Here is a 25,501-nt window from a genome sequence, read left to right as displayed (position 1 = left end):
TCAGCAACTCAAAGTCGGCCCTTAAACGGCGTCGGCACCGCGCTCACCGGTACGAATACGGATCACATCTTCCAACGGTGTGACGAACACTTTACCGTCGCCGATTTTGCCGCTATTCGCTGCATTGCAGATGGCATCCAGCACGCTATCCAGGCGCGCATCGTCGACGGCGACTTCCACTTTCACCTTGGGCAGAAAGTCGACCACGTATTCCGCACCACGGTAGAGTTCGGTATGCCCCTTTTGGCGACCAAAGCCTTTCACTTCAGTAACCGTAATCCCTTGAACGCCGTTGTCGGCGAGTGCTTCACGAACGTCGTCAAGCTTGAATGGCTTGATGATAGCGGTGATGAGTTTCATCCCGGATCTCCCCTGCTGGCTCGGTGGATAGCGGCATGGCCGCCCGAATTTAGTGCTTACCCTACTAATGCTCATACCGTGCCACTCACTTTTTTATTATTTAAATTCAAAAACTTAAATTATTAACATAAGTAAGTGGCGGTAACTAAGCACCGCTACCTACTACGTGCCGGACTTGCCCTGCACCATAAAAGAACATTGAAAAAAGCTAGTCGCTCCATTTCGATGCATTTGTACACGTACGCCCACCGCGCTTAATTAACAAACGGTACATGCGAATCGTCGGCGGGTTGCGTATCCTTACTCACAAGCAGTTCACATTTATGCGTGATCGTTTAAGGAGAGAGCCATGGCGCCCCAAGACCGCATTAGCCGCTTAGCCCAGCAGATCGGCGACCGCTTACAGAATGCGTCGCAAGCCCCGGAAGATATTCAGAAAGGTGTCCAGCAAGTGGTACGCGGCGCGTTTGACCGCCTGGAGCTGGTATCGCGGGAAGACTTTGATATTTTGATGGATGTGCTGCAGCGCACCCGCTCGCGGGTAGAAGCTCTAGAGCGCCAAGTGGCCAGCCTGGAAGCGGCCGTAGAAGCCTCTAGCAACACCGCGTCCACGCCCGTAGAAGCCGAAGTGCCGCTCGCCCCTGCGCACCCCTCCGGGGCGACGAAACCAACGTCCGATAAACCGTCCACTGGCGATACTGAGTAAGCCGCCGTTGTGCTCAGAATGGGGCAGGCTGAGCTGCCCCAAATTAGCGAACAAGAATCACTATCATTGACTCCCGTCGCGATAGTGCTATCGTGCGTTGATTGGCTGCCTCATTCACGATAGCGACGGCTCAGATGCCCCCGCAGGAACGCCTCATCACGCCCGAAATCACCCACCGCTCGCTGGTCCAGCTTGGCCAACGATTTGGCATTCACTACCGCGTGGACGGCACCCCTTTACAGCACCAGCCGGTCGCGCTGGGCCATGTGCACGATGTTGGCTTACCCCAAGGGCTGCACCTAACGCTGTCTAACCTGCAAGTAGAGCGCGGCTATACCTCCACGTCTTACCAAAGCGTCCCCTGGTTCTTTAGCATTATTTTGGAAGGCACGATTCAACTACAAATAGGCCAGCAGCACCTGCAGCTAGGTGCCGGGGAGGGAGTGTGCGCTCACTTTGATGCCCACCACCCGCTAACGGTGCACCAACCGGCTCAGCCGCGCCTGAGTACCGTGAATATTGCGGTGCGTACGACCGCGCCGTTAGGGCTTCCCGCTCCCGGCAGCCAACCGGCCTTGCACCGTTGGCGGCTGCCGAGTGCCTTACACCAGCACCTTTGCACCATAAGTGAGCAACCACCCACCACCTGGCGCCAGCCCCTCGTGTGGCAAGGTCTCGCGATACAACTGATTGGCCTGGGACTGCCGGAAACGACGCCCGCACTCCCCAAGCATCACGGCCTCTCCACCCGAGACAGACGCCGCCTAGCAGCACTGCACGCGCGCATCACTCAGCATCCCGCCGAGCCCTATAGCCTCGCGGCTCTAGCCAAAGAGGCCGCCATGAGCGCCAGCAGCCTGCGGCAGAAATTTCGCGCCTGCTACGGCTGCACGCTGTTCGACTATATTCGCCAAGTGCGCCTGGAGCAGGCGCACGCATCGTTGCGCCAAGGCCACAGCGTTCAACACACGGCCCACCGCTGCGGTTACCGCCATGCCAGCAATTTTTCGAGCGCCTTTAAGCGCCACTTCGGTGTTTCCCCTCACGAGCTTCAACGAGACAAGCCATAAGCCATCGTTCCCTTGATGCGATCACTTATGACAGCGCGCATAGCTGGCTTGGCACAACGCATACCTTTACGATGCCATAAAAAGTAATAATTCTCATTGCTTAATAATACTGATTCCACTTCCTCCCAGGATCACTTATGGCCTCCACCCATCGTCTGTTTTTACTGGCTCCCTTGAGCAGTGCGCTGCTCATCGCGCTGGCAACGCCTGCTGCGGCACAGCCGAGCACTGCTTTAGCCACCGTCACTGTGACTGCCCAACAGGCGGCGACCAAAGTTGCTACGCCCTTTATCGAAACCCCGCAGAGCGTTTCGACCATCACCGAAACGCAGATGTCGCAACGCGGCGTCAGTACCGTACAGCGCGCCACCGACTACACTCCCAGCGTGTACAGTAACCAAGTAGGGGCTTCTAACCGTTTTGATTACCTGGTGTTAAGAGGCTTCTCCGACGGCAGCTTGAGCAACACCTTTTTAGATGGCTTGAAGGTGATGGGCGACGCCAACTCCCATAGCAGCATGCGCATCGACCCCTGGTTTTTAGACAGCATCGAAGTGGTGCGCGGCCCTGCATCCGTGCTGTATGGCCGCGCCTCACCGGGCGGCGTGGTGGCCCTCAACAGCAAACGCCCTGAGTTTGAACCGGGCGGCGAGCTGCGCTTCAGAGTCGGCAACAATAACCAGCGCAGTGCCGCGTTCGATCTCACGGGCCCGCTGGGGGAAGAGCAGCGCGTTGCGTTTCGGCTCACCGGTATTGCCAGCGCCGCCGATACCCAGTTTGGCCCAGCCGAGGAGGAGCGCTACGCCATTGCGCCACGGCTGACCTGGGACATGACCGACGCTACCAGCCTCACCGTAGAAGCCTACCTGCAAGACGAACCGGAGGGCGGGTACCACTCCGGCGTACCTTATGAAGGCGCTGTGGTGGCTCGCAATGGCCGTACTATTAGCAACAACTTTTTCGATGGCGAAGCCGACTACGACGCCTATGAGCGCACCCAGCGCATGCTCGGCTATACCCTTGAGCACCGCTTTAACGATCGCGTGTCCGCCCGCCAACTGCTGCGCTATCTCAATTCAGATGTGACGCTAAATCAGGTGTATGGTTTTGGCTGGGCATCGCCGACCTCAAACGAACTGGCCCGCTACTACTCCGGCAGCGAGGAGTCGCTTCAGGCCTTAACGGTGGATAATCAGTTAGAAGCCCGCCTGACCAGCGGCTTTATGGAGCACACCCTGTTGTTAGGAGCGGATTACCAGCAGCGTGAAAACGAGGTTGCCTGGCCTTCCGGGGCGTTTCCCTCGCTGGATGCCTTCAACCCAGTCTACGGTAGCGAGCCGCTGGCGTTCTATGCGCCCGTTCGTGAGAACCACGAGTTGGAGCAAACCGGCGTCTACCTTCAGGATCAGATCGCCGTGGATAACTGGCGCGTGACGCTGGGCGGGCGCTTTGACTGGGTGAATATCGATAACACCAACCGCGACAGCGGCGCTACCAGCACGCTCAGCGACACCCAATTTAGCGGCCGCGCCGGGGTGGTATACTTGTTCGATAACGGCATCGCCCCCTACGTCAGCTACTCGACGGCCTTTACCCCCACCAGCTTCGTCGATGCCAACGGCGACCTGCTTGCTCCTATGGAGGGTGCACAGTGGGAAACCGGCGTGAAATACCAGCCCAACGAACAGCAGCAGTACAGCGCAGCGCTGTTCCACATCAGCCAGGAGAACGTGGCTACCAAAGAGCAGCCTACCGACCCCTACCGTGCCGTGGGCGAGATTGAGTCGCAAGGCATCGAACTGGAAGCCCAAACGCAGCTCACCGAGGCGCTCTCGCTCCAGGCGGGCTATAGCTTTACCGATATTACCTACGCCAAAAGCGACGACGGCAACCAGGGTAATAACGCCATTTACTCACCCCGCCACCAAGTACAGCTGTGGGGCCACTATGCCGTGCAGAAGGGTTGGCTAAGCGGTGTGGATATCGGCGTGGGCGTGCGCCACTACGCTGACATTGCCGCTGACCGAGCCAACACTGCCACGGTGCCGGACTACACCCTCGTTGACGCCACGCTGGGCTACGACTGGAGCCAAGCAGGCCTCAATGGCGTCGAAACCCGCCTGAATGTGCACAACGCGCTGGATAAAGCGTACGTGGCGTCGTGTAACTCACTGGAGTACTGCTATTTCGGTGCTGAACGCGGCGTCACCGCCAGCGTTCATTACCGATTCTAAGCAGCGACCACACCCAGACGCACGCGCCCTGTGCATGCCTGGGTGTTTCTATTTGCAATTGATAAACAGACTCGTTTAAATAAGGCGCTTATTGCTAGGTACTAACCTCATGCGCTGTTTCCCCCGACTGCTTATCCTGGCTCGCCGCAGCCTGCTTGCGGCTGGCCTGCTGTTGTCTACCGCCAGCCACGCCCAATGGGCCACCATCGACTGGACCATTGCCGAGACGCTGCTCGCGATTGACGCGCCGGTCAGCAGCATTGCGCAGCAGCCCGACTACCACAACTGGGTGGGCGAGCCGCGCATTCCCGAGCATGTGATGGATATTGGCCTGCGCACCCAGCCCAACTTCGAGCTGCTGGCCCAATCGCCCCCCGAGCAAACGCTGCTCTCGCCTATGTTTACCGGGCTAATTCCCCGGTTGGAGAAAATCGCCCCAGTAGGCACCTTCACCCTCTACTCACCGGGCGCGGATACATGGCAAGAGATGCAGAGCCTCACCCACCAACTGGGCGAGCTGACCGACCGCAACGCCGAAGCCGAGGCGCTGATCGAGAGCACCCAACAGCTGATGGCCGAGCTGCGCCGCCAGCACAGCGACTCGCCCCCACTGCTGATGGTGCAGTTTATGGATGCCCGGCATGTGCGGGTATTTGGCGAGAACAGCCTCTACAACGCCGTGCTAGAGCAGCTTGAACTGCCCAACGCCTGGGACCAACCCACTAACGCCTGGGGGTTTTCACTGGCCGGTATTGAAGCGCTGGCACGCTACCCCGATGCCACGCTGGTGGTCGTCGACCCGCTCCCCGCAGGCGTGGAAGAGCAGCTTGAAGGAAGCGGCCTCTGGCAGCACTTACCCAACGTGCAAAACGGCCGACTGCTGCGCCTGCCGCCAGTTTGGAGCTTTGGCGCTCTCCCCTCCGCCCAGCGCTTTGCCCGCGAGCTAACCAGCGCGTTGAATGCCCATTATGCTGAGTAGCGCTCAACGCTTGAAATAAAGTAGGCTTAGCCAACGGTTTGCCGGGGTTAACCCTGGTGGGCTTGCCGGAAACCGCCGTGAAAGAGAGCCGCGAACGGGTGCGCAGCGCCTTGATCAACGCGGGTTTTGATTTCCCCAACACCAAACGCATTACCCTCAACCTCGCCCCGGCGGATCTCCCCAAAGAGATCTAGTGTGAATTAGTTATCGTTGTTATCTGCCGTTAAAAGTAAATGCATTCGTTCAACTTCGCTCATTGAGGCTTTCTGTAAGGCTTTCCAGCTATCCGGTGGGTTGCCACTGCTGAGCATTTTCTGAAAGACAGAGTAAGCATCATGCTTACTGCCATAAGCGCGTTTTGCAGCGTCATCATTGACCCACGCATAAATAATGATTTTGCTCGCAGCATCGTAGCGAAAGAACAGCCGGTACTGCTGGTAGAACTTTGCTCGTTGCCAATGAGTGTGCTCTGTGCCAAGCGTGTTCCCTTGGCGGTATTGAGTGCCTGATGGATCCTGCGGAATATCATTCAAGGCCAGCTTCATGATCGCTGCTAGGCGCTTGGTGGCCGCCTTGTTGCGATATCCGGCAGGATCTTTCGATTGAAGATGTCTCACCTTCAAGGTGAGTGCTTCGACTTGTTCCAAGAACAAGGGATGGGCATAAATCGTCCATCCATTAACCTCCAGAGGCTTCATTCGTCGTCATCATCCTCTTCCAGCGCCTCTTCGAGATCTACCTCAATACCTGCGGTAAGCCGTTCGGCCTCGGCAAAGCTACTGGCAGTCACCGGGCGAATATTTTCCGGATGCGCCAGAAGATCGCGCTCTAGAAAATTGAGGAAGTTGACCATCACAGGGTCGTGCTTGGCCTCATCACTCGCCCGTGAAAGCACCACTTCTCCATCAGGACGAACGGTATAATGGATACGGTCTCGGCGCTTCAGCTTTAGCGCCCGGCGAATCGATGCCGGAACAGTCGTTTGATAGCGATCCGTCAGAGTTGAGTCGTCTTCGATAAACGTGCTCACTGTCGCTCTCCGCTTGATAGCAATGCAAAGGTAATGCATACAAAGTTAATGCAAGCGCATTACCTCGTCAAGCCGTCTCCGCTACTTGAACCAGTTGCTTAAGCGCTACCAAAGCCCTCTTAATTACGTTAGGTTAAATACTTAAGCTAATGTAGCTTTATCCTACATTGGAGTAAGTGACAACAGCAGAGGAAAGGCGATGACGCTAGCCATTGTGGCCACGCGGGCGGGCGTGGGGTTGGAAGCACCGGCGGTACATGTAGAGGTTCACTTAGCTAACGGTTTGCCGGGGTTAACCCTGGTAGGGTTGCCGGAAACCGCCGTGAAAGAGAGCCGCGAACGGGTGCGCAGCGCCTTGATCAACGCGGGCTTTGACTTCCCCAACACCAAGCGCATTACCCTCAACCTCGCCCCGGCGGATCTACCCAAAGAGGGTGGCCGGTTTGATTTGCCGATTGCGCTGGGCATCCTCGCCGCCTCCGGCCAAATCCCGGTGGATGCGCTGGAAGGCATGGAGTGCGCAGGCGAACTGGCCCTGGATGGCAAGCTGCGGGCGGTACCCGGCGTACTGCCATTTGCGCTGGCGACCCGCCGCGCCAACAAAGCGCTGATTGTGCCCCGCGCCTGCGCCGATGAAGCCGCTCTGGCGGGCGATTTACCGGTGCTGCCCGCCGACTCGCTTTGGCAAGTGGTGGCTCACTTGCTGGGCCAGGAGAAAATTCAGCCCCACCAGCTCTCAGCCTCCGTTAAATCCACCGCCCCGGTGGCGGACTTAGCCGACGTGCGCGGCCAGCATCAGGCGCGCCGGGCGCTGGAAGTCGCCGCGGCAGGGGGCCACAACTTATTGCTGGCAGGCCCACCCGGCACCGGCAAAACCATGCTCGCCAGCCGCTTACCCGGCATTTTGCCGCCGCTTTCCGAGGACGATGCGCTACAGGTGGCGGCAGTGCGTTCGGTATGTGGCTTGCCGCTGGAAGCCGACTGGGGCCAGCGGCCCTTCCGCCAACCCCACCACAGCGCTAGCGCCGCCGCACTGGTCGGCGGCGGCTCCAAACCCAAACCGGGTGAAATATCGCTTGCGCACCACGGCGTGCTGTTTTTGGATGAGCTGCCAGAGTTCTCCCGCAACGTACTGGAGGTCCTTCGGCAACCCCTAGAAACAGGGGAAATTCATCTGTCTCGCGCCAGCCATGAGCGCCGATATCCCGCTCAATTTCAGCTCGTTGCCGCGATGAACCCTTGCCCCTGCGGGCACCTGGGCGACCCACGCCAACGCTGCCAGTGCAGTGCCAGCCAAATTCAGCGCTATCAGGCACGCCTCTCTGGCCCGCTGTTGGATCGTATTGATCTGCAAGTGGAAGTGCCCGCGCTGCCCCCGGAGCAACTCACCGCACAAACCCAGGGCGAGCCCTCCAGCGCGGTGCGCGAGCGAGTGATGGCGGCCCGGGAGCGGCAAATGGCTCGGGGCGCGCTCAACAGCCAGCTCAGCGGTAAAGCGCTGGAAGCCGCCTGCGCCCTTAATGATGAAGAGCGCGCCTGGCTGGCAGGCGTGCTGGAAAAGCTCAAGCTCTCCGCCCGCGCCTACCACCGCGTGCTGCGCGTTGCCCTCACCCTGGCCGACCTGCAGGGCGAGCCCAAGCCCTCCCAGCCGCACTTTATCGAAGCCATCGGCTACCGGCAGTTGGACCGGCTGTTGAAAGGGGCATAAGCCCCTTCGTCATTGGGCGTGCGTTGCTGCAAGGGCATCGACCAAGCGCTGGCACAGCGCATCCAGCTTTTGCCCCGTGGCGTCATCATGCAGCGCGCCGCTGTCGTTGAAGGCGCTGCCCGCTTTAGGTAGCGAGAGCGGCTGGAGCAGTACGGTGAGGCTCAAGTTGGCCAGCAACTGCTGGCCCAATGGCAGCGCGCGAATACCGCCTAGGCCGCCGGGGGAAGCCGCCACCAGCGCCGCCCACTTACCGGCAAACAGTCCCAAGCCGGGGGTATCGCCGTAGGGGCGCGAGAGCCAGTCCAGGGTGTTTTTCAGCAGCGGCGTGATAAAACCGTTGTACTCCGGCGAAGCGATTAGCAGCGCCTGGTGATCCGCCAAGATTTCACGCAGTTTCAGCACGTTCTCCGGCATTCCTTGGGCTTCGATATCCTCATCGAACAGCGGGCAGGGGTACGCTTTCAAGTCGATGAACGTGGCCTTGCCGCCCAACGCCTCGATGCGCCGGGCGGCTAGCTTGGCAAGCTGTTTATTGAGTGAGCCTTCACGGGCGCTGCCTGCAAATACAAGAACTTTCGCTACCGATGACGCCATTTTCCTCCCCTTCCGTAACGTACTTTAAAGACTCAACCATTTAGCATTTACGCCTGATAGGCAAGGCGTTTTTGGCTTATTAACGGACAGGCTCACGCTGGACACTAACAGCCACTGAAACGTCTGCTGATTGTCACCCAATCGTCACCATTGCCGAGGAGAATCATCGAAAGCTGAACCAGCCCCAACCACTCCTCGTCTAAAATGGTGAGATAGCAATGATAAAGCCAGCACTAGCCACTGCCCTTACTACTCTCTTTGCGCTTACCGGCACGGCAAACGCTCAAGCAGTCTTTCCCGCCACCTTAACCGGTCATGCCCAGCTGCCCGGCAGCACCTTTGTGGCGGCTCCGGCCGGCGCCCCTGAGCACTACAACGTCTCTGGCCGCTTTACCGCCCAAGAGGGACGCGCTGAGCAACTCTACACCACCGTTCAAGCCACGGGGCTAGCGCTTCCGTTCCCCAGCCAGCCACTGCAGGGTTTTTCAGGCATTCGCTCGCTGGGCGATGACCGTTTCTTGGTCTTAACCGATAACGGCTTTGGCTCCAAAGCGAACTCCTCCGACGTCATTCTGATGTTTAACATCATCAAGCCCGACTGGGACACCGGCCGCGTCGCCATCGAAAAGACCGTTCGACTATCGGACCCAAACCGCCGAGTCCCCTTCCCGATTATGAATGAAGCCACGCCAGGTCGTTTTTTAACCGGCGCTGATTTCGATATCGAATCGATACAGCCAGTGGGCGATAACTACTGGATTGGCGATGAATTCGGCCCCTGGATCATCCAGGTCGATAGCGAAGGCGAAGTGCTTCAGGTGCTGGCCACAGACCCCAACGGCACGCCGCTGCGCTCCCCTGACAATGCCTTTGCCCTCACCCCAAATCCCGGCGCACCTCTCGCTGAGGATGTGGTGGTGTTTCGCTCCGGCGGTTATGAGGGCATGGCGCTCTCCGAAGATCAAACGACCCTCTATCCGCTGTTGGAAAAGCCGATCTGGGACAGCACCGCCAATGCCCCGGAAACCATCAATGGCACTCCCGTCTTGAGAATGTTCGAACTCGACACTGACACCGGCGAATGGGGCGACACCACCCGCTATTACCCATTGGAATCAGCGGGTCACGCCATCGGCGATTTCAATCTTATCGGTGGCACCCGCGGCCTAATCATCGAGCGTGATGGTCGCCAGGGCGATCCGCGAGAAGCGTGGGCAGAGAACCCCGCCGAATTCAAACGTATCTATCTCATTGATCTCGAACGTAAGGACGAGCAGGGCGTGCTTGAGAAAATCGCCTATATCGATTTGATGGACATCCAGGATCCAGAGGGCCTTGCGCCGAGAGGCACGATCGACGGCACCTTTAATTTCCCCTTCGTCACCATTGAGAACGTTGATCGCGTCGATGAGCGCACCATCGTAGTCGCCAACGATAATAACTATCCGTTCTCGATTGGACGCCAGCAGGGGCAAGCGGATGATAATGAGCTGATACTGCTCGATGTAGAGGACTTTCTGAACGCCCAGTAAGATGAGTGTGAACATAGGTCGGTGAAGCACGGAATGAATGCTCAGCGGCGTTCATTTCGTGCTCGTAACGTTTAGACAGACCTCTCACCGATATCGTTGACGAAACCTATCGGTGAGCACTCTCGACAACCCCATCGACAAAATTATCCAGCGCTTCAAACAGTACTTCACGGATAGGATCTGCTTCGTTCACCAAGTGGTGGCGCGCCTCCGGGTGGCGGTGAATCTCCGCGTTGGGGAATTTTTCCGCCAGGATGGCCAGGTTCCACTCCCAATCCACGGTGAGGTCCTGCTCGCCCTGCAGAATCAGCGTGGGCAGCGGGTTGGGCTCAAGCGCTAACAGGCGCGGCATCCAACGGCGCATGGCCGTGATCCAGGCCACGCTCAAGCGCTCGGGCTGTAGCGGGTCCTGGTCGCGTAGAAAGGCGGTGAACGCTTCATCGGTGGAGTTGGGACGATACTTGCGCGGCAGCTCTTTGACAAAGGGGCTGGCGATTAAATGCAGCCAGCTGGCTTGGCTCCAGCGCCAGGGGCGCACCAGCGGGGCCAGCAGCACAATGCCAGCCCAGCCGGCCGTGTCGCGACGGGTGAGCGCATCGGTGGCGAGAATCGCCGCGCCGGTGCTTTGGCCAACGCCCAGCCACGGTTCCGGTGCCATGCCGAGAGTTTGCAGCGTCTCTTGCAGGTGCGCCAAGCAGTGCTGGTAGTCATCGAAGTCCTCAATTTCCGCCCGGGGGCCGCTGGAAAGCCCGTGGCCGGGCAAATCCCACAGCACCACGCGCCAGCCTTTGGCCAGCAGGCAACTGAGCAGGTGGCGGTACAGGCCCAAATGATCGAAATAGCCATGAATGACAAAGGCGGTGCCGGTAGGCTCGGGGGGACTCCACACTTGGCACCACAGCGCGAACCGTCCGGTATCGACGAATCCAGCATGCACTTCGCTAGTGTCGTTGAGCAGCGCCTCTAGACCGTAGTGGCGAAAGTAGTCATGCACAGCGTCCGTTAGCGCATCGCCTGGCGCCAAGCGGGAGAGCGACGACTCCCCTTGCGCCTGCCGGAACAGGTCTTCCAAGTGCTGGAAATTATGCATTGACATCTCTCCGTGAACACCACACTTCCATGGACTGAGTAACAGCACAAAATAACAGCGGCGGTGCCGCCCGCTCTTATCATTTGGTCGAGCATTTTAACGCTTTAGGGTCTACGCTGTTTACATGCCAACGCAGGTGTGGAAGTATTTTCCATAAATCACCCTTCACCCGAACCGTGGCACTCAAACCAACCACGGGCACCTTCACAGGAGAACCCCATGAGCGAGCGTATCACGCGTCACCGTTTACAGGTGGCAGCCGACCTAGATCGTTTCATCAACGAGCAGGCTCTGCCGGGCACCGGCGTCGACGAAAGCGCCTTCTGGGCCGGTGTCGATGCTCTGTTCCACGATTTGACCCCAAAAAACCGCCAGCTGCTCGAAGAGCGCGACACGCTGCAAGAGAAGCTGGACGCCTGGCATCGGGAAAACCCCGGCCCGGTCAGCGACATGCCCGCCTACCGCAGCTTCCTGAAAGAAGTGGGTTACTTGGTAGACGCGCCAAATAGCGTGAAAGCCACCACGGCCAATGTTGACCGCGAAGTCGCCACGCAAGCAGGCCCGCAGCTGGTGGTGCCGGTGAGCAACGCCCGCTACGCCCTGAACGCGGCCAACGCCCGCTGGGGCAGCCTGTACGACGCGCTGTATGGCACCGACGCCATCTCCGAAGAGGACGGCGCGGAAAAAGGCACCAGCTTCAACCCGAAACGCGGCGAAAAAGTCATCGCTTACGCCCGTGGCGTGCTGGACCGTGCCGCCCCGCTGGCCACTGGCTCGCACCGGGATGCCGTGAAGTACACCATCCGCGACGGCCACTTGGTCGTCAGTCTGGAAGGCGGCCGTGAAACCGGCCTAAAAGACTCCGGTAAGCTGATTGGTTTTAACGGTGATGCTTCCGCCCCCGAATCGATTCTGCTGGCCAACAACGGCCTGCACCTGGAAATCCAGATCGACGCCAGCCACCCCATCGGCAAGACCGACCCGGCACACGTCAAAGACGTCGTGGTTGAAGCCGCGCTGACCGCCATCATGGATTGCGAAGACTCCGTTGCGGCGGTGGATTCTGAAGATAAAGTCGGTGTGTACAGCAACTGGCTCGGCCTGATGAAGGGTGACCTGGAAGAGACCATCGAGAAAGGCGGCAAAACCTTCACCCGTAAGCTGCACGCCGACCGCACTTGGCAAACCACTGACGGCAACACCGTCACGCTGCCGGGCCGTTCGCTGATGTTCGTGCGCAACGTGGGTCATCTGATGACCACCCCGGCGATTCTGGACGAAAACGGCAACGAGCTGCCGGAAGGCATTCTGGACGCGGTGGTGACTTCGCTGCTGGCCCTGCACGACCTGAAGAAAGACGCCGACCAGCCGCGCAACTCCCGTGCAGGCTCGGTGTATATCGTCAAGCCGAAGATGCACGGCCCTAAAGAAGTCGCCTTCGCTAACGAGCTATTTGGCCGCGTGGAAGACATTCTCGGCATGAGCCGTGACACCCTGAAAATGGGCATCATGGACGAAGAGCGTCGCACCACGGTCAACCTCAAGGCATGTATTGCCGAAGCCACCTCGCGCGTGGTATTCATCAACACCGGCTTCCTGGATCGTACCGGCGATGAGATGCACACCGCCATGGAAGCAGGCCCGATGGTTCGCAAAGGCGATATGAAGAGCGCCGCGTGGATCACTGCCTACGAGAAAAACAACGTGCAGGTCGGTTTGGCCTGTGGCCTGCGCGGCCGCGCCCAGATTGGTAAAGGCATGTGGGCCATGCCCGATTTGATGCACAGCATGCTGGAGCAGAAGATTGGCCACCCGAAAGCCGGTGCCAACACGGCGTGGGTCCCTTCCCCCACAGCGGCGACCCTGCACGCGCTACACTACCACCAAGTAAACGTGAACGACGTTCAGCGCGAGCTGGAAGCCCAGGGCGAGCCGGACTTCCTGGATGACCTGCTCACCGTGCCGGTAGCGGAAAACCCCAACTGGTCGGATGAAGAGATTCAGCAAGAGCTGGATAACAACTGCCAGGGTATTCTGGGTTACGTCGTGCGCTGGGTGGAACACGGCGTCGGCTGCTCCAAGGTGCCGGATATTCACAACGTTGGCCTGATGGAAGACCGTGCCACGCTGCGTATCTCAAGCCAGCACATTGCCAACTGGCTGCACCACGGCATCGTTGATGCACCCCGCGTTGAGGAAACCCTCAAGCGTATGGCGAAAGTAGTTGACGAGCAGAACGCTGGCGACCCCACTTACACGGCCATGAGCGCCGACTTTGAAAGCTCTACCGCGTTCAAAGCCGCCTCTGACCTGGTATTCAAAGGTCGCGTACAGCCGTCTGGCTACACCGAGCCGCTCCTGCACGCATGGCGTCAGGTACATAAGGCTAAGTAAGCCCTATCGCTTAATAGCCCCCAGCCCTAAGGCTCGCGCCTTGGGGCTTTTTTATTTATGCTAGCCTTACGTTGACGTAAAAGAAACACACAGCAAGCTACGCGACAATTTAATGCGCTGGCAGTAGGTTGCCGAGAGGGTCTTATGCCAAGGATGGCATAAGTAGCGCCCAGGGATGGGTTCACAGCGCCCTCTTGGCGACCTACTGGCAGCAGATCCCCAGCCTGTCAGAGTGAATAACAACAATGACCGTGATGACCGCCGAGCAGATTGAGCACTTTTTAGATGAAGTCTTTCCCCAGCGGATGGGCAAGATAGTGAGCGTTGGAGAGATGTGCGCCACCATGCGCCTACACATTGGCCATGAGCACCTGCGCCCTGGCCCCCGCGTGTCAGGCCCTACCATGATGGGCTTTGCGGATGTGGCGCTGTACGTGGCGATACTCGCCCAAATAGGCCCCGAAGCGATGGCCGTGACCAGCGATTTAAACTGCCACTTTCTACGCGCAGCCTCCGGCGATCACGATATTATCGCCCACGCCAAGCTGATTAAGCTGGGCCGCCGCCTGGCGGTGGGCGAAGTACAGATTTTCTCCGCCAGCGATGACACGCGCCCCGTGGTGCATGTCACCGCCAGCTATGCGCTGCCGGATAAACTCTAGGCAGCCGAACAGCGCGGTCGTTCACGCTTTAACGCGCTCAACTCACTTTGGGGAGCTGGTCGATCAGCCGATCCAGCGTCATCGGGTAGTCCCGTACGCGAATACCGGTGGCGTTAAGGAAACGCTGCACAAACCCCGCCACAGCCACCTGGCAGCCGCCACCATTATCGCCCTAGCAGAGAGCCTGGGATTAGACGTGATTGCCGAAGGCACGGAAACTGCCGACCAGTGCACGGTGCTGGTTCGCTTAGGATGCCATGTGTATCAAGGCTACTATTTTGGCAAGCCAGCACCCGCAGCAGAGTTTGCGCGACGCAACGGCGCTTCTTCGCCTACAGCGTCATAAACGGCTGGGCGTCTTGATCGCTGAATAGGTAAACGTTGTAAGGCTCGCTTTGGGGCCCAGGCATGCCCGGTGTGCCAATTGGCATACCGGCTAAGCCGATGCCATCGACATCCGGTTGCTGTTCAAACAGTGCCTCAACCGCTTCCATCGGCACGTGTCCTTCAATCCAATAGTTGCCTATCTCAATGGTGTGGCAAGAGCCCATGCCGTAAGGCACGCCCGCCTGCTGTTTGATATCACCCAGCTCGACGTCATCAATAATGGTGACGTCTACGCCCAGCGCTTCAAGATGACGCGCGTACTCATCGCAGCAGCCGCATTGCGGGTTTTTATACAGCGTCGCCTCATCCGGCAGCGCCGCTTGGGCTGTTGCGGCACCAAACATCAGTGCACCGGATACCAAGAGCGCCGTGGCGTTACGTTTCATATGTATCTCCTGTTAAATGGTCTCTGTTATAAAGCTTACAACCTAGGGGTTGCCCATAGGTCAAGCCCGCTGCAGCAGCATCAGCCCGGTTATTTGACCTATGGGCGGCACCAGGTTCTACGCTAAAGGTTGGACGTTGATCGTAAGACGACAAGGAGGCTGATGATGGCAGCAACGACCCACCACACCGCACAGGTGTATCGGATGAAAACCGCCGAGCACATGTGCCCGTTCGGCTTGAAGACCGTCGACCTGCTCAGGCGCAAAGGCTACGCGGTGGATGACCACACCCTCACCTCTCGTGAGGAGATCGACGCGTTCAAGGAGCAGGAGAACGTCGATACCACGCCACAGGTGTACATAGATAACCAACGTATCGGCGGCTACGAAGAGCTGCGTGAGCATCTAGGGATGAGCGTTCCCAATGCCAAAGAGACTACCTACCGCCCGGTGCTGGCCATTTTTGCCATCGCGCTATTGATAGGCCTGGCGATGAGCTGGACGACCCAGGGCACGCTGCTCACGGCGCGCATGCCAGAGTTTGCCGTAGCGACCGCGATGGTGCTGCTGGGCCTGCAGAAGCTGCAGGATATCGAAAGCTTCAGCACCATGTTTCTCAACTACGACCTGCTCGCCCAGCGCTACGTGCCCTATAGCTACGTTTACCCCTACGCCGAAACCGCCGCCGGGCTGTTGATGCTGGCTGGTACACTGATTTGGGTAGCCGCGCCGCTGGCGCTATTCGTCGGCACCGTGGGCGCGGTATCAGTCTTCAAAGCGGTTTACATCGATAAGCGCGAACTCAAGTGCGCCTGCGTGGGTGGCAACAGCAACGTACCGCTCGGCTTTGTGTCGCTCACCGAAAACCTGGTGATGATCGGCATGGGCCTGTGGATGCCGCTGCGCATGCTACTGGGCTAGCGTCGATTAAGAGCGGCTTAGCAGCGCCGTGACGCCCAGGGCCAGCCAACCGGCCATCAGCAGCAGTCCGCCGATCGGCGTCACGATACCTACGCTCAACCCGGCCAGCGCCATCAGGTAGAGCGAACCGGCAAAGGCCAGTACACCTAACACCCATAAGGCGAGTACGACCTGCTGACCGGGGAGCGGACGTTGGCTGCGCCAAGCAAGCACCGCCAGCATGGCCAGCGTGTGCCACGCTTGGTAGCGCACGCCGGTTTCTACGATATCCACCATGGCAGCGCTGGTGCGTGCCGCCAACCCGTGGGCGGCGTAAGCCCCCAGCATCACCATGGTTGCCCCTAAAAGCGCCACCACACACCACCACAGCTTGTCGATTCGCTGCACGCCTGACTCCTTTTCACCTATGTTGGCGGCGCATCGCCACCCCGTTAATCATTGAGATATTCACCCCGCTGCATACCTTGCACGGGTCGAAACCGCTACAATAGAGGCCGTTTTGCCTCATCCACCAGGGTGCTTACTGTTTATGCCTACCCCCAATGAGTCGATACAGCTTACGCTCAACGGCGAACCCTACGCCATGACCGCTGGCCTCACCGCTGCCGACTTGGTCGAGCAGCTTGGCCTGGGCGGGCGTCGTATCGCTGTCGAAATCAACGAACAGATTGTGCCCAAGAGCCAACTGGCCGCGACCCCGCTGGCCGCAGGCGACCAGATCGAAGTGGTCCATGCCATTGGCGGCGGCTAGCTGCCGGTGCTTTTTCAAGGAATCGCTATGACGCAACTGACTGATACACCGTTCACCATTGCCGGACGTGATTTTAGCTCCCGCCTGTTAGTGGGTACCGGCAAGTACAAAGACTTTACCGAAACCGGTGCTGCCATTGCCCAGAGCGGTGCCGAAATCGTCACCTTTGCCGTGCGCCGTACCAACCTTGGCCAGGATGCCGATGCGCCGAACCTGCTCGACGTCATCTCGCCCAAGCAGTACACCCTGCTGCCCAATACCGCTGGCTGCTACAACGCGAAAGATGCCGTGCGCACCTGCCGCTTGGCCCGCGAACTGCTGGATGGCCACAACCTCGTCAAGCTGGAAGTGCTCGGCGACGATCACACGCTCTACCCCAACGTGGTCGAGACGCTCAAAGCGGCCGAGACCCTGCTGGCCGACGGTTTCGACGTGATGGTGTACACCAGCGATGACCCGATTGTGGCACGCGAGCTGGAAGCCATGGGCTGCTGCGCCATCATGCCGCTGGGCTCATTGATTGGCTCGGGCCACGGCATTCAAAACCCGCATAATGTCCGCCTGATCGTGGAGCAGAGCAGCGTGCCGGTCCTGGTGGATGCAGGCATTGGTACGGCCTCCGATGCCGCTATGGCCATGGAGCTTGGCTGCGACGGCGTGCTGCTCAACAGCGCCATTGCCCACGCCCGCGACCCGCTGCGCATGGCCAACGCCATGAAGCTCGCCGTCGAGGCTGGCCGCGATGCGTTTTTGGCAGGCCGCATGCCGCGCCGCCAAAGTGCCGACCCCTCTTCGCCTTTTGCAGGCCGAATCAACGGCTGATACAGAGACACCATGACCGATACGAACGACACCGCGCCCGAGAGCAACACCACTGGCCCCGAAAGTGCCGATGCGCCGCTGCACCGCCGCGGCATTAAAAGCTATGTGATTCGCGCCGGGCGCATGACCCAAGCCCAACAACGCGGCCTGGAAGACGTATGGCCGCGCCTGGGGCTGACCATTGCCGATGGTCGCCAGGATTTAGACGCCCTGTTTGGCCGCCAAGCCCCCCGCGTGGTGGAAATTGGCTTTGGTATGGGTAACTCGCTGATCGAACAGGCTGAAACTCATCCCGATACCGACTTTATCGGCATCGAAGTGCACGCCCCCGGCGTTGGTAAACTGCTCGATGAAGTGGATAAACGCGGCCTGACCAACCTGCGCGTTTACCGTGAAGACGCCCTGGCGGTACTGGAGCAGTGTCTGCCCGAAGGCTCGCTGACTACGCTACAGCTATTCTTCCCCGACCCATGGCCGAAAAAGAAGCACCATAAGCGGCGCATCGTGCAGCCTGCGTTCGTGGAGCTGATTCGCACACGCCTCAAGCCCGGCGGCACGTTCCACATGGCCACCGACTGGGAAGCCTACGCCGAGTGGATGGCGGAAGTGATGGAAGCTGCCCCCGGCTACGCTAACACCGCCACCGCCGAGACGTCGCCCTACGTGCCCCGCCCGGCCTTCCGCCCGCTCACCAAGTTTGAGGCCCGCGGCGAAAAGCTCGGCCACGGCGTGTGGGATCTGATTTACCGGCGGGAAGCGTAACGCTTACTCAAACGCCGTTAGCGCAAAGCTGTCGCACTCGGTCACCTTGGCAAACCACGCCTGCAGCCGTGGAAAGCGGTTCGGCCAATCAAAGGCCGGTAAGCGAAAGCTGAGGTAAGCCAGGGCGACAGCGACCACAATCGCCCCTAGCGTGCACTGGGTATGGCCAGCCAGCACGCTAGGGTGCGCTTCCAGCGTCACCAGTGTGCGCTCAATCGCTTTTAACCGCCGGTTTCCTAACAGCGTCTCATCCACGTCTGGCCCACCATGCTTGCGGCCAATCACCACGTTAAACGCCGCCTCCATCAAGCCCTGCCCCAGCCCCGCCAACGCCAGGGTTTCCGCTAAACCATCCGCTGGTAGCAGCTTCGCGCCTTCGCCCACGGCATCCAGATAGTGGGCAATCAGTAGCGACTCTGTCAGCACCTCGCCGCCTTCCGTCACCAGCGTCGGAATACGACTCAGCGGGGTAATCTTTAAAAGCTCGCTATCCGCTGCCCAGGGGTCGCACCAGCAAAGCTCTGTGCGCTCCATTAGCTCTTTTTCATACAAGCATACCCGCACGACGCGGGCGTAAGGTGAAGAAGTATTGAGATAAAGCTGCATGGTGGATTCCCCTCAGGTGACGAAAACGTATCGTAAACCACTCGATGCGGCCTGCCGCTACCACTTTTGAGGTAGGCCACCGACGTCAACGCACAACCCATGGGAAAAAGTTTGCCCTACAGCCCATCAACAGGGCATGAAGGGCTGAGTGGTATTTATAGGAAGGCATAAAAAAGAAAGCCGCTCCAAAGGAGCGGCAAAAGACCGTGACTAGCAATGAGAGGGAGAAACCATAACAGGGTACCGGCGCTGAACTGCCTAGTCGCTGTCGTGGTTGCCAGCGGCTCATCAAACGCTGACAAACACAATATAATCATTCTCATTCACCCCGTCAACACAAATGCGAATACTTTTTATTTATTTTTTCACCCGACCAGCTTGAGCCAAAACGGCAGCGTCAGCATGGCAAGCAGTGTTTGCCCGGTGATAATGGCCGCCATTAATTCCGCATCGCCGCCCAGCTGGCGGGCAAGGATGTATGCCGAGGTGGCCGTGGGTAGCGCAGCAAACAGCAGCGCGACGTTCCGGCTGACGGGGTCGAGCCCCAGTAGCCACGCTAACAGCAGTACACATGCTGGCATGCACAGTAGCTTAATGGCGTTAGTAGCAATCACCCCTCGGTCAATACGCAGCAGCGCCATAGGCTTAAGCGCGACCCCCACGGCCACCAGTCCCAGCGGTAGTGCTGCGCGTCCCAGTAACGTGACGGTATCTTCGCTCCAGCCGGGCAGGCCAACGCCGCTAAGATTCAGCCCAATCCCTGCCAAGCAAGCCAAAATCAGCGGATTTTTCGCCAGCGCTAGCGCGCTTTTACCCAGACTTGCGCGACCCAGCGTGCCCGCCGCCACAAAGCTGGCCACGCACATAACGTTCACCACGGGCACCATCAGCGCCACGGCGACCGCAGCCGTTGTGGCCCCCAACGGGCCGTGCAGCGCGGCGGCCCCCGCTACGCCCACATAGGTATTAAAGCGCACGGCACCTTGAAACACCGAGGTGAATGCCGCCGGGCTGAGCTGTAACCAGGCTCGAAAATGCCACAGCACAAGGCCAAACAGCGCTATTGCCCCCAGCAATGCCAGCGCCAACCGGCCAACGGGCACTTGGCTCACATCGGCTGTCGCCAGCGTGCCCACCAGCATGGCAGGGAACAGCACAAAATAGATAAACCGCTCCATTTGCGCCCAAAAATCGAGATGAGGCCAGCGCCCATACCCCATGGCGGCACCCAATAAAATCAATAAAAACAGCGGTCCTAGTGCTCCGGTAATGCTCTCCATTGTTCTTCCTTATTAAGTGCGACATCCCAGCACAGCGACATCTGCGGGATAGCTGTTACCATGAAACGCATACCATGTAATAAATTTCCCCGCCTTATGGCCTGCGTAGCGACTATTCTGCCATGAAGAATTTGCCTAAACCTGTCGATGTTACGGGTTTTCCAGCGCTAAAAGTGCTTATCCTGGTGACTGGCCTCGCGCTGGCTGCGTGCACATGGTACGTGTTCGCTAACTGGCTTCGCGCCGATAGCGATATCGTGTGGTTCTCTCCTAGCGGCGAATGCAACTTGCATATGACTCCCTGTTCGACAACGCTGGGGGACAGAGGCCGTCTTACGTTAGCCATTGATGCCGATGGCCGTATCGAGGCGCTTGAAGTGCTGCCCTTGGATGTCGAGGTGGAGGGCATCACCCCCAGCCAAGTGACGGTGGATTTTGTTGGCCGCGATATGGATATGGGGTTAAACCGCTTTGCGCTTACCACCACTGCGCCCGGACACTTTCATGGCCAGGGCCAAGTGGGCGTTTGCACGCAAGAGGTGATGCCGTGGCGCGCTAGGGTTATTCTGGAGACGCCTGACGGTAAGCTGGGTAGCTGGTTCGATTTCGATGTTAAAAGGAGTTAAGCGCATGGCAGCCTCCATAAAATGCAAGCCGCTTTGGCTTGGCCTAGCCCTGTTAGGCGTGCTAGTGGTGGCGGCCACCCTGGGCCTTTACCAGCTAGGCGTCGGCCAGGAGAGCGACGAACCGCAGGGCGGCCCTATCGCAATGCCCTCTACCCTGGGTGACGTCTCCCTTACCCAGCTAGGCGATGATGAAATTGCCATTATCTCCTTTGGCTACACTTACTGCCCCGATGTCTGCCCCATGAATCAGGCGGTCAAACGCCAAGCCCTGGCTCAATTGAGCGATGCTCAACGTGAGCGGGTTGTGCCTGTCATGATTACGGTCGACCCAGAGCGCGATACGCTCGACCGGATGAGCGAATATATGCAATTCTTCGGCAGTGAGTTTATCGGCTTAGTGGGAAGCCAAGAGCAGCTTACCGATGTGGCTGAGCGTTACGGGGTGATTTGGCGGCGGGTAGAAGCGCCGGAATCGGCCATGGCGTATACCATCGACCACAGCGCTTCGCTGTTTTTGGTCAACCGTGAAGGGGAAATATTGCAGCGGGTGCTCTACTCTCCAACGCCCCACGGGTTAGTATCGGCGCTGGAAAGCGAACTTGGCAGCTAACGCTAAAAGGGGAACCTCAATAAGTTAGCTGCCATGTAGTTACTCAGCCGTTGCGGCTTTGTTAGCAGTTGCCGATTGTAGATGATCCAACATCGCCATCAGCGCCTGTGTCTGGGTGCCATCGCGGGTATCGTGCAGCGGATTGATCTGCCACGTACTCTCAGCAAAGCCCCACCAGTCCCAGCACGCTTGCGGGTTGGCCATGCTGCTCTCTGCCTGTGGGTAAAGTACCACCTGACCATGCTCCGCCGCCCAGCGGTTTAAGCCGCTGTAGCGAACAAAGGTGTCGTCGATGGCCTCCGCGTTCATCTGGCAGCCGTGCAGCGCCACCGTTACCGGGCAGCCGCCCGCCTCACATGCCTCTGGTACGAACACATAACCGGTATCGGCAAAGCCCTTCGCTGCAAAGTCGGACTGGTCAAAAGCTAACAGCTCGCCTTCGCTGGCGTTCGTCTCACGCTCGGGATAGAGCCAAGCCATCATCTCACCGGCCACGTCTTCTCCACACGCCAGCACATGACTGCCGCCGCCGTTGCGACAATCGCCCAAAGACTGCGGGTCAATAGGGGCGTCTTTTGGCATCGCTACCGGCCAGCCGTGCCCGGTGTTTGCCCGCTGAACGTAGCGCAGTTGCTGCTCAGGGCTTTCCAGCCAGCCTTGCCACTGCTGAGCCAGCAGATCTCCTAACGCAGGCGACACCGTCTCGTCCGCATCGCCATGCCACACAAAAGCGCGTAGCTGGCTTAGCGCGTCTTGGCTGCCTACTTGGTCTAATGAAAGATAGCGCTCACGCCGCTGTTCCAGTTCATCCAGCGATGGGAGCCCGCGGCGTGTCATCATGCACTGGTTCAGGGCTAGGCTTAATGCCCCTTGAGCGCACCCCCATGGGCCTGCGGCTAGCATGCCCACACCGCTAAAGCGCTCAGGCCAAGCAACTGCCAACTGAGAGGCCATATAGCCGCCAGAAGAGACTCCTACCACGCTGGCTTGGTCGTTAGCAGCACCCAGCGCAGGTAGGCCGGGTGCCTCTTCCTCGGCGTGGGCAACGGCGCTGCCCAACAGAATAAGCGCAGCCATGAGACGGCGCTGATGAACGGCTATGCCCATGGCTTATTCAATGCCTAGCAGTTCAACGCGGAACGTGAGCATTTCATTCGGGCCAATGGGGCCTTGGCCGCGTTCGCCATACGCAAGATCAGCAGGAATATAGAGCATCCAGCTATCGCCAACGCTCATCAGTTGCAGGGCTTCTTGCCAGCCTTCGATCACTTGGTTGACCTGGAAGCTAACCGACTCACCGCGCTCGAAGGAACTATCAAATACGGTACCGTCGAGCAGCATGCCTTCGTAGTTCACCTCTACGGTGTCTTCTGCGCCGGGCGTTGCGCCGTCGCCAGACTCAAGCACTTCGTACTGCAAGCCAGACTCGGTTACTTCGACTTCATCCCGCTCAGCGTTTTCTGCCAGGAAGTCTTGTCCTTCTTCAAGATTCGTCTGCGCCAGCTCGGCGGCTTGCTGTTCACGCGCTTCCATTGAACTCTCTTGGAAAGCCATTAGCGCTTCCATCATCTCTTCTTCGTTCATCGCCAGCTCGTTGCCATCGAAGACATCGCGCATACCGTCGGTGAACGCATCAATATCGAGATCTTCAATATCTGCCTGCATGCTTTCGCCCAGCGTAACACCCAGGCTGTAAGCCAAGCGCTGCTCGTCGGTTTCCGGGGCGGCGGCGGCAAACGGCGCTACCAGCAGAAGGCCAGTCAGCGCGGTAGAAGAGAGTAGTGCTTTCATGGAAAAACCTTATCCAGCGGCGCAGTGCGCCATATGTTTTTGGGTGCCTCAAAGACTAACACCCGCTGCTTCAGGCTGCATTACCTGAAACGGCGGGTGTTAGTCAGACCACAATGATGCGTAGAGGTTTAGCCAATGCTACCGCGTACGTTATTACACCACCAGCGTTGGGCAGTGGGCGGCCCCGGCAACACGCTGGGACACACTGCCCAGCAGCAGATTTTTCTCACCGTTCGTGCCTTGAGCGCCAATCACAATCAGGTCGCACTCCCGTTTACGGGCAAAGCGTACAATTGTGCGGGAGGGTCGTCCTCCTTTCACAAAGGCACGTACTCGCATGCTATCCGCCCCTAATTCAATGGCGTGGGACTTAGCGTGTACAGCAATTTCCGTGGCGTACTCTTTGAGCGCATCATCGGGGATATCCAGCCTATTGGGGCGCACCATAGAGAGCGACGCTTCCAATAGGCTGTGGTGCTTAAATACGCACAGCAGGTACAGCTCTGCACCAGTGAGCATATGCAGGCCAACGGCTTTCTCTAGCGCTTTGATGGCCCCCTTGGAGCCATCGACTGGAACCAAAATGCGATTAAACATCCGCGTTCTCCTTGTGACTGCTTAACGGAAGGCAACATCACGCAGGAACAGCGCAATTTGCGGGAACATAATCAGCAGCGCCGCCGCCAGAATCAGCATAAAGATAAACGGCGGGGTGCCTTTGATCACCTCCCAGTAGGGGCGCTTAAAGATTGCAATAGCGGTAAAGATATCGCAGCCAAACGGTGGCGTTGCCGAACCTATCGCCACCTGCAAGGTAATCAGAATACCCACCAACACGGGGTCTAGCCCGGTGGCCGCAATCGCCGGTGCAAAGATAGGTGTGAGCACCAGAATAACCACGATAGGGTCAACGAACATACAGGCCACAAAGAACGAGATACAGATAGCGATCAGTACGCCCGTTGGCCCGGCGTCATTCACGCCCACGGCCTCCAGGATAGCCTGGGGTATCTGCGCAAAAGAGATAATCCAGGAGAACCCATTGCCTACGGCCACCAGGATAAATACCACAGCGGTAATCAGGCCAGTGGATTTGGCGATGGCGTAGATATCGCGCATTTTCAGCGAGCGGAACACCACAAACTCTAACAGCACCGCGTATAGCACACAGGCTGCCGCCGCTTCGGTGGGGCTAAAGATACCGCCATAAATACCACCCACGATAATCACCGGGAAACCCAGCGGCCAGAGCGCTTTTTGCACGGCGGTGGCCCGCTCTTTCCAACTGGCGCGCTCTTCGGTAGGAACATCTTTTACGATGGCATAAACAATGCAGTAGGCAGAGAACATAAACAGTATTAACAGGCCCGGCCCAATCCCGGCGATAAACAGCTCGCCAATCGAGGTACCGGAAATCACCCCATAAATAATCATGCCGATGCTGGGTGGGATCAAAAAGGCAATGTCACTGGCATTAATAATCAGCGCCAGCGTAAAGGGATCAGAGTAGCCCGCCTTTAACATCTTCGGACGCAGCGGAGACCCCACAGCCACCACGGTGGCCTGGGTCGAACCCGATACCGCCCCAAACAGCGTACAAGAAGCGGCAGTACTCACCGCCAGCCCACCTTTAATATGGCCAATAAACGACATCACCATATCAATCAGGCGGTTCGCGGATTGCCCACGAGTCATAATATCGGCGGCCAGAATAAACATCGGTACGGCGATCAGCGAGGCAGGGCGAATGCCCGCCATCATCTGCTGAATCAGCGTATCCATTTGACCAAAGCCGTTAAACATCATATAGAAGCCAATCACCGCGGCGGTGATCAGCGGGATCATCATTGGAAAGCCCAGCAGCAGCAGGGCAATCATGGTGACTACCATTATCGTCGTCATAGCGTTCCCCTAGCAGTCTGTCGGACTTGAGGTTAATGGATGAGCTGAGGCGTGGGTTCTTCACCCCCCCCTGTGTTGGTGTTGGTGTTGGTGCTGTTGTGTGGCTCTTAACCTGCCCCTCAGCTTCTGCAAGGCGGTTCTGACGCCTTGCCTGCTGGCCGGTTGGGCGCGGCGAGCCCTCAGCCCGCCGTCAACCGGTGCATCCGCTTGATATTCCACGCCATGGTGGCCAATCGCCACTCGCCGCTGACCTTATCCAGTCCGCGTAGCGAGAACTGCCGGAACCCCATCACGTGTT

Annotated in this window: 29 protein-coding genes and 1 pseudogene; 16 read left to right on the top strand and 14 right to left on the bottom strand. The window is 58.6% G+C overall.

The genetic code is table 11. The features are described from left to right. Nucleotides 1-21 precede the first annotated feature (21 nt). Nucleotides 22-360 carry a P-II family nitrogen regulator gene (locus BMY49_RS02285; RefSeq protein ID WP_044629889.1) on the bottom strand — a complete coding sequence of 113 codons (339 nt, stop codon included), beginning with the start codon at nt 358-360 and terminating at the stop codon, nt 22-24. Between the two features lie 349 nt (nt 361-709). Here BMY49_RS02285 and BMY49_RS02280 point away from each other — a divergent pair, with 349 nt between their 5' ends. The 5 genes and pseudogenes from BMY49_RS02280 to BMY49_RS02260 form a co-directional block, all read left to right on the top strand. Next, a complete protein-coding gene (locus tag BMY49_RS02280; RefSeq protein WP_089674694.1) occupies nt 710-1,066 on the top strand; it encodes an accessory factor UbiK family protein in 357 nt (118 codons plus the stop codon). Nucleotides 1,067-1,200: 134 nt separating this feature from the next. Further along, nucleotides 1,201-2,136: an AraC family transcriptional regulator gene (locus BMY49_RS02275; RefSeq protein WP_089674691.1), complete on the top strand. Its 936-nt coding sequence runs from the start codon at nt 1,201-1,203 to the stop codon at nt 2,134-2,136. 137 nt (nt 2,137-2,273) lie between these two features. Beyond that, nucleotides 2,274-4,370 (top strand): TonB-dependent siderophore receptor, encoded by a 2,097-nt coding sequence (locus BMY49_RS02270; RefSeq protein ID WP_089674689.1) that lies wholly within the window; start codon nt 2,274-2,276, stop codon nt 4,368-4,370. 109 nt (nt 4,371-4,479) lie between these two features. Then, nucleotides 4,480-5,349, top strand: a complete 870-nt coding sequence (locus BMY49_RS02265) for an ABC transporter substrate-binding protein (protein ID WP_058579763.1) — start codon at nt 4,480-4,482, stop codon at nt 5,347-5,349. Between the two features lie 17 nt (nt 5,350-5,366). Further along, nucleotides 5,367-5,537, top strand: a pseudogene (locus BMY49_RS02260) (magnesium chelatase domain-containing protein); the annotation flags it as partial. Nucleotides 5,538-5,549: 12 nt separating this feature from the next. Here the strand turns inward: BMY49_RS02260 and BMY49_RS02255 are convergent. After that, complete coding sequence (locus BMY49_RS02255; protein ID WP_089674685.1) at nt 5,550-6,047, bottom strand: type II toxin-antitoxin system YhaV family toxin; 498 nt, start codon at nt 6,045-6,047, stop codon at nt 5,550-5,552. Continuing rightward, nucleotides 6,044-6,379, bottom strand: a complete 336-nt coding sequence (locus tag BMY49_RS02250) for a type II toxin-antitoxin system PrlF family antitoxin (RefSeq protein ID WP_044629885.1) — start codon at nt 6,377-6,379, stop codon at nt 6,044-6,046. Before BMY49_RS02250 ends, BMY49_RS02255 begins: the two co-directional genes overlap by 4 nt. Before the next feature lie 199 nt (nt 6,380-6,578). Here BMY49_RS02250 and BMY49_RS02245 point away from each other — a divergent pair, with 199 nt between their 5' ends. Continuing rightward, nucleotides 6,579-8,087 (top strand): YifB family Mg chelatase-like AAA ATPase, encoded by a 1,509-nt coding sequence (locus BMY49_RS02245; protein WP_089674684.1) that lies wholly within the window; start codon nt 6,579-6,581, stop codon nt 8,085-8,087. A gap of 9 nt (nt 8,088-8,096) precedes the next feature. On the opposite strand, the gene BMY49_RS02240 is transcribed toward BMY49_RS02245, so the two are convergent. Then, nucleotides 8,097-8,681, bottom strand: coding sequence for an NADPH-dependent FMN reductase (locus BMY49_RS02240; RefSeq protein WP_089674683.1), 585 nt, complete (start codon nt 8,679-8,681; stop codon nt 8,097-8,099). A gap of 218 nt (nt 8,682-8,899) precedes the next feature. On the opposite strand from BMY49_RS02240, the gene BMY49_RS02235 reads away from it, so the two are divergent. Then, nucleotides 8,900-10,213, top strand: a complete 1,314-nt coding sequence (locus BMY49_RS02235; protein WP_089674681.1) for an esterase-like activity of phytase family protein — start codon at nt 8,900-8,902, stop codon at nt 10,211-10,213. Between the two features lie 106 nt (nt 10,214-10,319). On the opposite strand, the gene BMY49_RS02230 is transcribed toward BMY49_RS02235, so the two are convergent. Beyond that, on the bottom strand, nt 10,320-11,303 hold the full coding sequence (locus tag BMY49_RS02230) for an alpha/beta hydrolase (RefSeq protein WP_089674679.1): 984 nt from the start codon (nt 11,301-11,303) through the stop codon (nt 10,320-10,322). Nucleotides 11,304-11,522: 219 nt separating this feature from the next. Here BMY49_RS02230 and BMY49_RS02225 point away from each other — a divergent pair, with 219 nt between their 5' ends. The 3 genes from BMY49_RS02225 (at nt 11,523) to BMY49_RS17665 (ending at nt 14,705) form a co-directional block, all read left to right on the top strand. Further along, the gene (locus tag BMY49_RS02225) at nt 11,523-13,697 is read left to right on the top strand and encodes a malate synthase G (protein ID WP_089674677.1); all 2,175 of its coding nucleotides are present in this window, start codon (nt 11,523-11,525) and stop codon (nt 13,695-13,697) included. 245 nt (nt 13,698-13,942) lie between these two features. After that, nucleotides 13,943-14,359 carry a PaaI family thioesterase gene (locus BMY49_RS02220; RefSeq protein WP_054640757.1) on the top strand — a complete coding sequence of 139 codons (417 nt, stop codon included), beginning with the start codon at nt 13,943-13,945 and terminating at the stop codon, nt 14,357-14,359. Next, nucleotides 14,337-14,705: an EAL domain-containing protein gene (locus BMY49_RS17665; protein ID WP_244154888.1), complete on the top strand. Its 369-nt coding sequence runs from the start codon at nt 14,337-14,339 to the stop codon at nt 14,703-14,705. Before BMY49_RS02220 ends, BMY49_RS17665 begins: the two co-directional genes overlap by 23 nt. Here BMY49_RS17665 and BMY49_RS02210 read toward each other — a convergent pair. Next, a complete protein-coding gene (locus BMY49_RS02210) occupies nt 14,692-15,132 on the bottom strand; it encodes a DUF411 domain-containing protein (protein ID WP_044629873.1) in 441 nt (146 codons plus the stop codon). The genes BMY49_RS17665 and BMY49_RS02210 overlap by 14 nt on opposite strands. 165 nt (nt 15,133-15,297) lie before the next feature. Between BMY49_RS02210 and BMY49_RS02205 the strand changes: the two genes are divergently transcribed. Beyond that, entirely contained in the window at nt 15,298-16,053 is a 756-nt protein-coding gene (locus tag BMY49_RS02205; protein WP_198517525.1) for a glutaredoxin, read from the top strand. A 6-nt stretch (nt 16,054-16,059) separates the two neighbouring features. On the opposite strand, the gene BMY49_RS02200 is transcribed toward BMY49_RS02205, so the two are convergent. Further along, nucleotides 16,060-16,440, bottom strand: a complete 381-nt coding sequence (locus tag BMY49_RS02200) for a DUF423 domain-containing protein (RefSeq protein ID WP_044629871.1) — start codon at nt 16,438-16,440, stop codon at nt 16,060-16,062. Between the two features lie 142 nt (nt 16,441-16,582). On the opposite strand from BMY49_RS02200, the gene thiS reads away from it, so the two are divergent. The 3 genes from thiS to trmB are packed head-to-tail and all read left to right on the top strand — an operon-like array spanning nt 16,583 to nt 18,388. Continuing rightward, on the top strand, nt 16,583-16,804 hold the full coding sequence (gene thiS, locus BMY49_RS02195) for a sulfur carrier protein ThiS (protein ID WP_044629870.1): 222 nt from the start codon (nt 16,583-16,585) through the stop codon (nt 16,802-16,804). A gap of 27 nt (nt 16,805-16,831) precedes the next feature. Further along, complete coding sequence (locus BMY49_RS02190) at nt 16,832-17,626, top strand: thiazole synthase (RefSeq protein ID WP_044629869.1); 795 nt, start codon at nt 16,832-16,834, stop codon at nt 17,624-17,626. Nucleotides 17,627-17,638: 12 nt separating this feature from the next. Continuing rightward, complete coding sequence (trmB, locus tag BMY49_RS02185) at nt 17,639-18,388, top strand: tRNA (guanosine(46)-N7)-methyltransferase TrmB (protein ID WP_044629868.1); 750 nt, start codon at nt 17,639-17,641, stop codon at nt 18,386-18,388. A 3-nt stretch (nt 18,389-18,391) separates the two neighbouring features. On the opposite strand, the gene BMY49_RS02180 is transcribed toward trmB, so the two are convergent. Continuing rightward, nucleotides 18,392-18,994, bottom strand: coding sequence for a glutathione S-transferase family protein (locus tag BMY49_RS02180; protein ID WP_054640752.1), 603 nt, complete (start codon nt 18,992-18,994; stop codon nt 18,392-18,394). Nucleotides 18,995-19,359: 365 nt separating this feature from the next. After that, nucleotides 19,360-20,274, bottom strand: a complete 915-nt coding sequence (locus BMY49_RS02175) for an AEC family transporter (RefSeq protein ID WP_089674674.1) — start codon at nt 20,272-20,274, stop codon at nt 19,360-19,362. 122 nt (nt 20,275-20,396) lie between these two features. Between BMY49_RS02175 and BMY49_RS02170 the strand changes: the two genes are divergently transcribed. Both BMY49_RS02170 and BMY49_RS02165 read left to right on the top strand, forming a co-directional pair. Continuing rightward, complete coding sequence (locus BMY49_RS02170) at nt 20,397-20,900, top strand: hypothetical protein (protein WP_062373046.1); 504 nt, start codon at nt 20,397-20,399, stop codon at nt 20,898-20,900. Nucleotides 20,901-20,904: 4 nt separating this feature from the next. Continuing rightward, nucleotides 20,905-21,510, top strand: a complete 606-nt coding sequence (locus BMY49_RS02165) for an SCO family protein (RefSeq protein ID WP_089674672.1) — start codon at nt 20,905-20,907, stop codon at nt 21,508-21,510. A gap of 39 nt (nt 21,511-21,549) precedes the next feature. On the opposite strand, the gene BMY49_RS02160 is transcribed toward BMY49_RS02165, so the two are convergent. From BMY49_RS02160 to BMY49_RS17140, 5 genes are all read right to left on the bottom strand, one after another. Next, nucleotides 21,550-22,587 carry an alpha/beta hydrolase family protein gene (locus BMY49_RS02160; RefSeq protein ID WP_244154887.1) on the bottom strand — a complete coding sequence of 346 codons (1,038 nt, stop codon included), beginning with the start codon at nt 22,585-22,587 and terminating at the stop codon, nt 21,550-21,552. A 33-nt stretch (nt 22,588-22,620) separates the two neighbouring features. Continuing rightward, nucleotides 22,621-23,301: an FKBP-type peptidyl-prolyl cis-trans isomerase gene (locus BMY49_RS02155; RefSeq protein WP_054640749.1), complete on the bottom strand. Its 681-nt coding sequence runs from the start codon at nt 23,299-23,301 to the stop codon at nt 22,621-22,623. Between the two features lie 153 nt (nt 23,302-23,454). Beyond that, nucleotides 23,455-23,898 carry a universal stress protein gene (locus tag BMY49_RS02150; protein WP_054640748.1) on the bottom strand — a complete coding sequence of 148 codons (444 nt, stop codon included), beginning with the start codon at nt 23,896-23,898 and terminating at the stop codon, nt 23,455-23,457. Between the two features lie 21 nt (nt 23,899-23,919). After that, the gene (locus BMY49_RS02145; protein ID WP_044629862.1) at nt 23,920-25,203 is read right to left on the bottom strand and encodes a TRAP transporter large permease; all 1,284 of its coding nucleotides are present in this window, start codon (nt 25,201-25,203) and stop codon (nt 23,920-23,922) included. 179 nt (nt 25,204-25,382) lie between these two features. Next, nucleotides 25,383-25,501 (bottom strand): transposase (locus BMY49_RS17140; RefSeq protein WP_143058107.1); only part of this gene is annotated, 119 nt, incomplete at its 5' end.

Origin of the sequence: Vreelandella aquamarina, assembly GCF_900110265.1 — a bacterium.
In the GTDB taxonomy this organism is placed as follows: Bacteria; Pseudomonadota; Gammaproteobacteria; order Pseudomonadales; family Halomonadaceae; genus Vreelandella; species Vreelandella aquamarina.
This window is presented reverse-complemented; position numbering and strand designations above follow the sequence as displayed.